Origin of the sequence: Streptomyces silaceus (genome assembly GCF_001419745.1) — a bacterium.
In the GTDB taxonomy this organism is placed as follows: domain Bacteria; phylum Actinomycetota; class Actinomycetes; order Streptomycetales; family Streptomycetaceae; genus Streptomyces; species Streptomyces silaceus.
In genome coordinates this window covers 40,147-48,193 of sequence record NZ_LIRJ01000112.1, presented here as the reverse complement: position 1 = coordinate 48,193, position 8,047 = coordinate 40,147, and the positions used below count along the sequence as shown (strand labels likewise).

Annotated in this window: 5 protein-coding genes and 1 pseudogene; 2 read left to right on the top strand and 4 right to left on the bottom strand. The window is 70.7% G+C overall.

What is annotated here, in order from left to right; genetic code table 11:
• Positions 1–121: 121 nt before the first annotated feature.
• Both AOK22_RS42655 and AOK22_RS42650 read right to left on the bottom strand, forming a co-directional pair.
• Positions 122–994 (bottom strand): annotated as a pseudogene (locus tag AOK22_RS42655) (serine/threonine protein kinase); the annotation flags it as partial.
• 2 nt (positions 995–996) lie between these two features.
• Positions 997–1,560: protein kinase domain-containing protein (locus tag AOK22_RS42650; RefSeq protein ID WP_244164763.1), on the bottom strand; the 564-nt coding region annotated here is incomplete at its 3' end.
• Between the two features lie 309 nt (positions 1,561–1,869).
• Between AOK22_RS42650 and AOK22_RS12830 the strand changes: the two genes are divergently transcribed.
• Complete coding sequence (locus AOK22_RS12830; RefSeq protein WP_055698745.1) at positions 1,870–3,510, top strand: protein kinase domain-containing protein; 1,641 nt, start codon at positions 1,870–1,872, stop codon at positions 3,508–3,510.
• Positions 3,511–3,640: 130 nt separating this feature from the next.
• Here the strand turns inward: AOK22_RS12830 and AOK22_RS12825 are convergent, their stop codons facing one another.
• Positions 3,641–4,651 (bottom strand): ATP-dependent DNA ligase, encoded by a 1,011-nt coding sequence (locus AOK22_RS12825; protein ID WP_079036526.1) that lies wholly within the window; start codon positions 4,649–4,651, stop codon positions 3,641–3,643.
• Between the two features lie 74 nt (positions 4,652–4,725).
• On the opposite strand from AOK22_RS12825, the gene ligD reads away from it, so the two are divergent.
• Positions 4,726–5,760, top strand: a complete 1,035-nt coding sequence (ligD, locus tag AOK22_RS12820; RefSeq protein WP_055698744.1) for a non-homologous end-joining DNA ligase — start codon at positions 4,726–4,728, stop codon at positions 5,758–5,760.
• A gap of 118 nt (positions 5,761–5,878) precedes the next feature.
• Here the strand turns inward: ligD and AOK22_RS12815 are convergent, their stop codons facing one another.
• A complete protein-coding gene (locus tag AOK22_RS12815) occupies positions 5,879–8,026 on the bottom strand; it encodes an OmpL47-type beta-barrel domain-containing protein (protein WP_208606393.1) in 2,148 nt (715 codons plus the stop codon).
• Positions 8,027–8,047 lie beyond the last annotated feature (21 nt).

The window sequence follows — 8,047 nt, the reverse complement described above, 5'->3', positions numbered from 1 at the left end:
CTGGAGCACATCCTGTGACGTCGCGCGCCACGGCACATCCCGTGACATCGCCCGCCGCGGCACATCCCGTGACGTACTGACGCCCCGGGACATCCCGTGACGTACTGACGCCCCCGAGGCCTTACGCCCCGTCGCCGCCCCCGGCGCCCGCCGGGTCCCCGCCCTCGCCGCCGTCCGTGGGCTCGGTCGGTTCCGTGGGCTCCTCCGTGGCGGGGTCCGTCGGCTCCTGCGTCGGCTCCTGCGTGGTCGGGTCCGTCGTGGGCGTGGTCGGGTCCCCGGTCGGCGTCGTCGGCCCCGTGGTCGGGTTCGTCGGGCCCTCGCTCCGGCTCGGCGGCGGGTTGTAGTCCGTCTCGCCGCCGGTGCCCTCCTCGGGCTCCGTCGAGCCGTCCGAGGTCTCCTCGTCCGCGCTCTTGCTCGGCTCCTTGGACTGCGACTGCTTGGTCGCCGGGGTCTTCGGGGTGTCCTTGTCGTTCTTCTTGTCGCTCGCCGTCAGCGCGAACGTGACGCCCACCGCGATCGCGATCACCGCGAGCACGGCGAAGATCCACATCTTGCCGCGGCCGCTCCGGCCGCCGCCGTGGCCGCCCTCGAAGCCGCCGTCGTCGCCGCCCCGTGTGGGCAGCATCGGGCTCGGGATCTGCGCGGTCCCGGAGTCCGGGTGCCCCATCGCCGCGGTGCCGGCGACGCCCATCGCCGGGGTGCTGCCGCCCTCGTGCATCTCGACGGGGCCGGTGTTCCAGGTGCCCGTGTGGCTGCCCTGCTCGTGCAGCATCTGCAGCCCGTACTGGACCAGACCCCGCATCTCCTCGGCCGTCTGGAACCGGTCGTCCGGGTCCTTGGCGAGGGAGCGCATGACGAGCCCGTCCAGCTCCGGCGGCGCCGCGTCCGAGACCTCGGAGGGCGGCACGGCCTGGTCCTGGACGTGCTGGTAGACCACGGAGAGCGGCGTCTCACCGGTGAACGGGGGCCGCAGCGCGAGCAGTTCGTAGAGCAGNNGCGCGCGATGCCGAAGTCCATCACCTTCACCGCGCCGGTGTTGGTGATGATCACGTTCGCGGGCTTGATGTCGCGGTGCACGATGCCGTGCTGATGCGAATATGCCAACGCTTCCAGGACGCCCGACACGATGATGAGCGCCTGCTCCGGACCCGGCGCCTCCGCGTTGATCAGCAGATCGCGGATCGTCCGGCCCTCGACGATCTCCATGACGATGTACGGGACGACGTTCGGCCCGACGACGTCTTCACCGGAGTCGTACACCGCCACCACGGCGTGATGGTTGAGACCCGCGACGGACTGTGCCTCGCGCGTGAAGCGGGCCTTGGAGACCGGGTCCTCTGCGAGGTCGGAGCGGAGCAGTTTGACGGCGACGGTGCGCCCGAGGCGCACGTCCTCGGCCGCGAACACCTCGGCCATGCCGCCCCGGCCGAGTCTGCGGGTCAGCCGGTATCGGCCGTCTCCGACAAGCCCGCCATTGCCCCACAACTCAGGCGCGTCTGACATACCGCCGCCAGTCGCCTCGGGGTCGGACGGGCCCTGAGCGCGCTGCGTCTGTGCCATCAGTCCTCGCCGTCGTTTCTGGTCGTGGTACTTGGTGCTGAGTACGTCGCGATAACGGGGTACTCCGTCGGGCCACGCTACAGCCTTCGGGCCACCCCCCGATTCGAGGTGGACCGCACATCAAAGCCTTCGTGGGGTCCCGTGCGCAAACTTGTAACGCTTCCGAGACGCTTCTTGCGCGTACGGTCACGGAACGGGCACCGAGCTTGACGCGTCATCGTCCTCGGGCAGACTTGGCCTGGAATAGCGGGTAATTCGATCACCAGCCGCGGAGCCGTCCGGCCACCGCGCCGATGGGGGACGCACGAGATGAGCAGCCAGGACGGCGCACAGGGGCGGTACGCGGGGCGTTCGCTGGCCGGTGGCCGCTACCAACTGCGCGATCTGCTCGGCGAGGGCGGCATGGCGTCGGTGCACCTCGCCTACGACACCGTGCTCGACCGCCAGGTCGCCATCAAGACCTTGCACTCCGAGCTCGGCCGCGAGCAGTCCTTCCGTGAACGCTTCCGCCGCGAGGCGCAGTCGGTGGCGAAGCTCACGCACACCAACATCGTGTCGGTCTTCGACACCGGCGAGGACGCCCTGGACGGCACGACGATGCCGTACATCGTCATGGAGTACGTCGAGGGCAAGCCGCTCGGCTCGGTGCTCGACGCCGCCGTCTCGCAGTTCGGCGCGATGCCCACCGACCAGGCGCTGAAGATCACCGCCGATGTGCTCGCGGCCCTGGAGATCAGCCACGAGATGGGCCTGGTCCACCGCGACATCAAGCCCGGCAACGTGATGATGACCAAGCGCAACGTCGTGAAGGTCATGGACTTCGGCATCGCCCGCGCCATGCAGTCCGGCGTCACCTCCATGACGCAGACCGGCATGGTCGTCGGCACCCCGCAGTACCTCTCGCCCGAGCAGGCCCTGGGCCGCGGCGTCGACGCGCGCTCCGACCTGTACTCGGTCGGCATCATGCTCTTCCAGCTGGTCACCGGGCGGCTGCCGTTCGAGGCGGACTCGCCGCTGGCGATCGCGTACGCCCACGTCCAGGAGGAGCCCGTCGCGCCCTCCTCGATCAACCGCTCGCTGCCGCCCGCGATCGACGCGCTCGTCGCCCGCGCGCTGAAGAAGAACCCGAACGAGCGTTTCCCGACCGCCGAGTCCATGCGCGACGAGTGCCTGCGCGTCGCCCAGTCCTTCCAGGCGGCGGCCCCCAGCATCGTGCCGGGCGCGCAGACGGCGAGCGGCGCCGGCGTCGGCTCCGCGGTCTTCCCGCCGGTCGACACGTCGATGCCGCAGAGCGGCAGCGTCCAGACGCCGTACCAGCCGGGTCCCTACGGCCCGCCGACCCCGGCCCCGACGCAGGGCTACGGCTACCCGCCCCAGCAGGGCGGCTACCAGACCCCGGCGCCCGCCAACGCGTACGCGCCGCAGGCGCAGACCCCGCCGCCGTACAACCTCTCGCCGCAGCCCGCCACGGTCTCGGCCTCGTCCCCGTCCTCGGGCGGCTCGGACACCTCCGGCGGCGGCAAGCGGAACATGCCGGTCATCGTCGGCTCGATCGTCGTCGCCCTGCTCGCCATCGGCGGCCTCATCACCGCCCTCTCGATGAACGGCGACGACGACGGCAAGGAGGGCACCGGCGACAAGTCGAAGCAGCCGGTCGCGGGGCACAAGGGGCCCGAGCGCGGCAACACCATCGAGACCGAGAAGTGCACCGACCCGGAGCCGGGCTACAACGACGAGAACAAGATCAAGACTCCCGACTTCACCTTCAAGGACTGGAAGTCGGTGCTGTCCTGCCTCCAGGCGGCCGGGTGGAACTACGACAAGCGCAAGCTCGACGAGAACGCCTACGGCGAGGACACCGTCATGCGGCAGATGCCGAAGGAGGGCACGGAGATCGACCCGAAGAACGTGGACATCGAGTTCGACGTCTCCACGGGTAATCCGGCCTGATGCGACGTCTCCACGGGTGAGCCCGCTGAGCGGTACGGGCTGGTCCGCCCGGGCAGTACGGAAGAGGGGCTCGGTACGCGGTGCGCGTACCGAGCCCCTCTCGTTGTTCTCGTCAGGCCTGCCTGAAGGTCTAGAGGTAGGGACCTCCCGTGCGGCCCGCGATGCCGCCGCCCTCTTCCTCCTCGTCGCCGCCGCCCACACCGGGCGGCAGCGCCCGGCGCATCTGCTCCAGCTGTGCCCGCGCCGCCATCTGCTGCGCGAACAGCGTCGTCTGGATCCCGTGGAAGAGACCCTCCAGCCAGCCGACCAACTGGGCCTGCGCGATGCGCAGTTCCGCGTCGCTCGGCGTGGTCTCCTCCGTGAAGGGCAGGGACAGCCGCTCCAGCTCCTCGACGAGCTCCGCCCGCCGCTTCATGGCGAAGGCCGCGGCGACCCCGACGTGCTGGAGGGTGCCCTCGTCGTCGTACAGGCCCAGCAGGAGCGAGCCGACGACCGGCCCGCTCTTGTGGAAGCGGTAGCCCGCGACCACGACGTCCGCCGTGCGCTCGTGCTTGATCTTGAACATGAGCCGTTCGTTCTGGCGGTAGCGCAGGTCCAGCGGTTTGGCGATCACGCCGTCGAGGCCCGCGCCCTCGAACTGCTCGAACCACTCCCGCGCCACCCCGGGGTCCGTGGTCGCCGGAGCCACGTGGACCGGGGCCGTGACCCCGGACAGCGCCTTCACCAGGAGCGCCCGCCGGTCCGCCAGGGGTACGTCCAGCAGCGCCTCGTCCCCGAGCGCGAGCAGGTCGAAGGCGACGAACGAGGCGGGGGTGCGCTCGGCGAGCAGCGCGACGCGCGAGGCCGCCGGGTGGATGCGCTCCGTGAGCGCGTCGAAGTCGAGGTGCCCGTCCCGGGCGATCACGATCTCGCCGTCCAAGACGCAGCGTGCCGGCAGGCGCCCGCGCAGCGCCTCGACCAGCTCGGGGAAGTAGCGGGTCAGGGGCTTGCCGGTGCGGCTGCCCAGCTCGATCTCGTCGCCGTCGCGGAAGACGACGGCACGGAAGCCGTCCCACTTGGCCTCGTACTGCATGCCCGGCGGGATCTTCGCCACGGGCTTGGCGAGCATGGGCTTCACGGGCGGCATCACCGGCAGGTCCATGATTCGATTCTGCGGCGTCTTGTCGGCTATCGCCCGGTGTGCGGTGTATGTCCAGCGCGTCTAGCGTGGCTCGCATGGGTGCAGCCAAGGGCAAGAGCGCGGCCGTGGAGATCGACACGGGGGAGCGGACGGTGCGCCTGTCCAGCCCGGACCGCGTGGTCTTCCCCGAGCGGGGCATCACCAAGCTCGACCTCGCCCGGTACTTCGTGGCGGTCGGCCCCGGCATCCTGCGCGCCCTGCGGAACCGCCCCACGACCCTGGAGCGCTACCCCGAGGGCGTGACCGGCGAGTCCTTCTACCAGAAGCGCGCCCCGAAGAACCTGCCCGACTGGATCCCGACCGGCACCATCGCCTTCCCCAGCGGCCGCACCGCGGACGAGATCTGCCCCACCGAGGTCGCCGCCGTCATCTGGGCCGCCCAGTACGGCACGCTCACCTTCCACCCCTGGCCCGTGCGCCGCGACGACCCCGACCACCCCGACGAACTCCGCATCGACCTCGACCCGCAGCCGGGCACGGACTACGCCGACGCGGTGCGCGCCGCCCATGAACTGCGCGCCGTGCTCGACGAGTGCGGCGGCCTGGCCGGCCGGCCCAAGACCTCCGGCGGGCGCGGCCTGCACGTCTTCGTGCCGATCGCGCCGCGCTGGACCTTCACCGAGGTACGGCGTGCCGCCATCGCCTGCGGGCGCGAGCTGGAGCGGCGGATGCCGGACGCGGTGACGACGGCGTGGTGGAAGGAGGAACGCGGGGCGCGGATCTTCGTGGACTACAACCAGACCGCCCGCGACCGCACGATCGCCTCCGCCTACTCCGTACGGGCCCGCCCCCACGCACCCGTGTCGGCGCCACTGCGCTGGGACGAGGTCGACGACGCCGTGCCCGAGGACTTCGACGTCGTCACGATGCCCGCCCGCTTCGAGCGGCTCGGCGACGTCCACGCGGACATGGAGGACCAGGCGTACGCGCTCGACGCCCTCCTCGAACTGGCCGACCGCGACGAGCGCGACCGCGGCCTCGGCGACCTGCCCTATCCGCCGGAGTACCCGAAGATGCCGGGAGAGCCGAAGCGGGTGCAGCCGAGCCGCGCGAAGCACGAGGGCGCCTGACCCCTCCGGGGCGGGCGTCGCGTCGTGGCAACGGCGCCCCCGCCCCGGACGGGGCGAGGGCGCCGAAGTGGAGCGGAACGTACGCGGCCGACGGCGGGCAGGCCGGCGGCTCCGCGGCCTACAGCTCCTTGATCCTGATGTCCCGGTACGACACCACGTCCGTCACGCCGTGGACCTGGAGCCCGACATAGCCGGACGCGTAGCGGCGCCCGTCCGTGCCCGGGTCGTCGCCGCGCGGCGGCACGAACTCCTGGCCGCCGGTGTTGTCGAACTCGTTGAGCAGGACGCCGTTGCGGTAGATCGAGTAGTGCTGGTCCACCACGCGGATCTCGTAGTCGTTCCACGTGCCCTTCGGGGTGACACCCGCGCCGGCCAGGCCCACCCGGTCGAAGCCGTAGACCGACGCGGTCTTGTACATGTCGCCGTCGGGCCGGTCGTGCACCTGGATCTCGTGGCCGTACTTGATGGCGACCCACTCCGGACGTGACTCCTCCGGGTGGTCGTGGACCTGCGGGAAGCGCACGAACACACCGGAGTTGGTGTTGCCGTTGCCCGGCGCGTCGTCCCGCCACTGGAGCTTCAGCGAGAAGTCGCCGTACTTCCGCTCGGGGAACCACAGCATGCCCATGCCCTCGACGCTGGTGGAGCTGGTGATGGTGCCGTCGTCATGGAGACCGAACTTGCCGCCGCCCACCTGCTCCCACTTGCCGAAGGTCTCCTTGGTGCCGTCGAAGAGCTTGCGGTAGCCCTCTGTCTGGCCGGGCTTGCCGATGCCGGACTGCTTGGCGGCCCGGTTGATCTTGTTGTACTCGCGCTGGTCGATCTCGCCGGCCTTCAGGAGCCTGTCCGTGACGGTCTTGACGTGCTTGAGGAACAGTGCGTGGGACGTCCACTCCTTCTCGTCCTCGATGAGTTCGTTGATGCGGCAGCGGTTGTTCGTGACACGGTTCGGGACGCCCGTGTCGACCGTGCCCACGATCACCGTCGACCGCTCGTCGAACTCGGGGCAGTTGGGGGCCGGGACCCCGCCGCCCTCGGAGACGGTGAAGGCCACGTTCTTGGCCGCGGAGGTGTTGCCCGCCTCGTCGCTCGCCCGGTAGGCCACCGAGTGGCGCCCCACACGGTCGACGACGACCGGCGCCTCGTAGGCGAGATACGGACCGCCGTCCAAGGAGTACTCGACCTTGGCGACGCCGGAGTCGGCGTCCGTCGCGGTGACCGTCACCTTCGCCTTGCCGAGGTAGGCGCCGTCCGAGTCCTTGTCGCCGTCGACCTTCGCCGAGGTCTCCGGAGGCGTCTTGTCCTCGACCGGCGGCGCGACGACGGTGAACTCCACGGACTTCTCCGCGGCCTGGTTGCCGGCCTTGTCGGACGCGCGGTAGCGGACCTTGTGGGTGCCCGTCTCGTGCACCATGACCGGCGCGGTGTACGCGGTCCAGGCGCCGTCGCCGATCGCGTACTCGATCTTGTTGACACCGGACCCGGTGTCGGACGCCGTCACCGTGACCGTCGCCATGGCGATGTACTGCCCCTGGTCGTTCTTCTCGCCGGTCACCGTGGCCGATGTCTCCGGAGGCGTCTTGTCGTCCGTCGGCGGCGCCACGACCGTGAAGTCGGCGGCCTTCTCCGCCGCGACGTTGCCCGCCTTGTCGGCGGCCCGGTAGCGGATCTTGTGGGTGCCGACCTGGTCGACGACGACGGGCGCGGTGTACGGCTGCCAGGCGCCGTCCGCCCCCACCGCGTACTCGATCCCGTCGACGCCCGAGCCCTCGTCCGTCGCGGTCACCGCCACCGTCGCCGAACCGACGTACGCGCCGTCGGCGTCGGTGGTCCCCTCGACCTTGGCGGAGACCTCCGGCGCCGTGGTGTCCTCGCCGCCGCCCTCGGTCACGACGAGGATGCCCTGCATCGAACCGTGGCCCGGGATCGTGCAGTGGTAGCGGTAGCGGCCCGGGGTGAGCGTGACCTCGGCCGTGTGCTTGCCGCCCTGCTCGTCATTGGGGTTGGCCAGGATGTTCAGCGGGACGTCGTTGTTGTACTCCGGGTCGGAGACGTCGAACGTCAGCGTGTGCGGCATGCCCGTGGTGTTGCCGGTCGCCTCGCTGTTCTCGAAGACGATCGTCGTCGGGCCCGCCACCGCCGTGGTGGGCGCCGACTTATATTTCGTGATGTCGTTGTCGGCGGTCCAGGTCAGGGTCTGTGCCTGGGCGGCGATGCCGGGGTCGTCGGGGCGTGCCGTGGCCACGGACGTGAGGCCGAGCACCATCAGGAGTGCCGCGAACAGCGC

Coding starts and splice junctions, on each gene's coding strand:
- AOK22_RS12815 (WP_208606393.1), bottom strand. CDS start 8,026: ATGGTGCTCGGCCTCACGTCCGTGGCCACGGCACGCCCCGACGACCCC.
- ligD (WP_055698744.1), top strand. CDS start 4,726: ATGGGTGCAGCCAAGGGCAAGAGCGCGGCCGTGGAGATCGACACGGGG.
- AOK22_RS12825 (WP_079036526.1), bottom strand. CDS start 4,651: ATGGACCTGCCGGTGATGCCGCCCGTGAAGCCCATGCTCGCCAAGCCC.
- AOK22_RS12830 (WP_055698745.1), top strand. CDS start 1,870: ATGAGCAGCCAGGACGGCGCACAGGGGCGGTACGCGGGGCGTTCGCTG.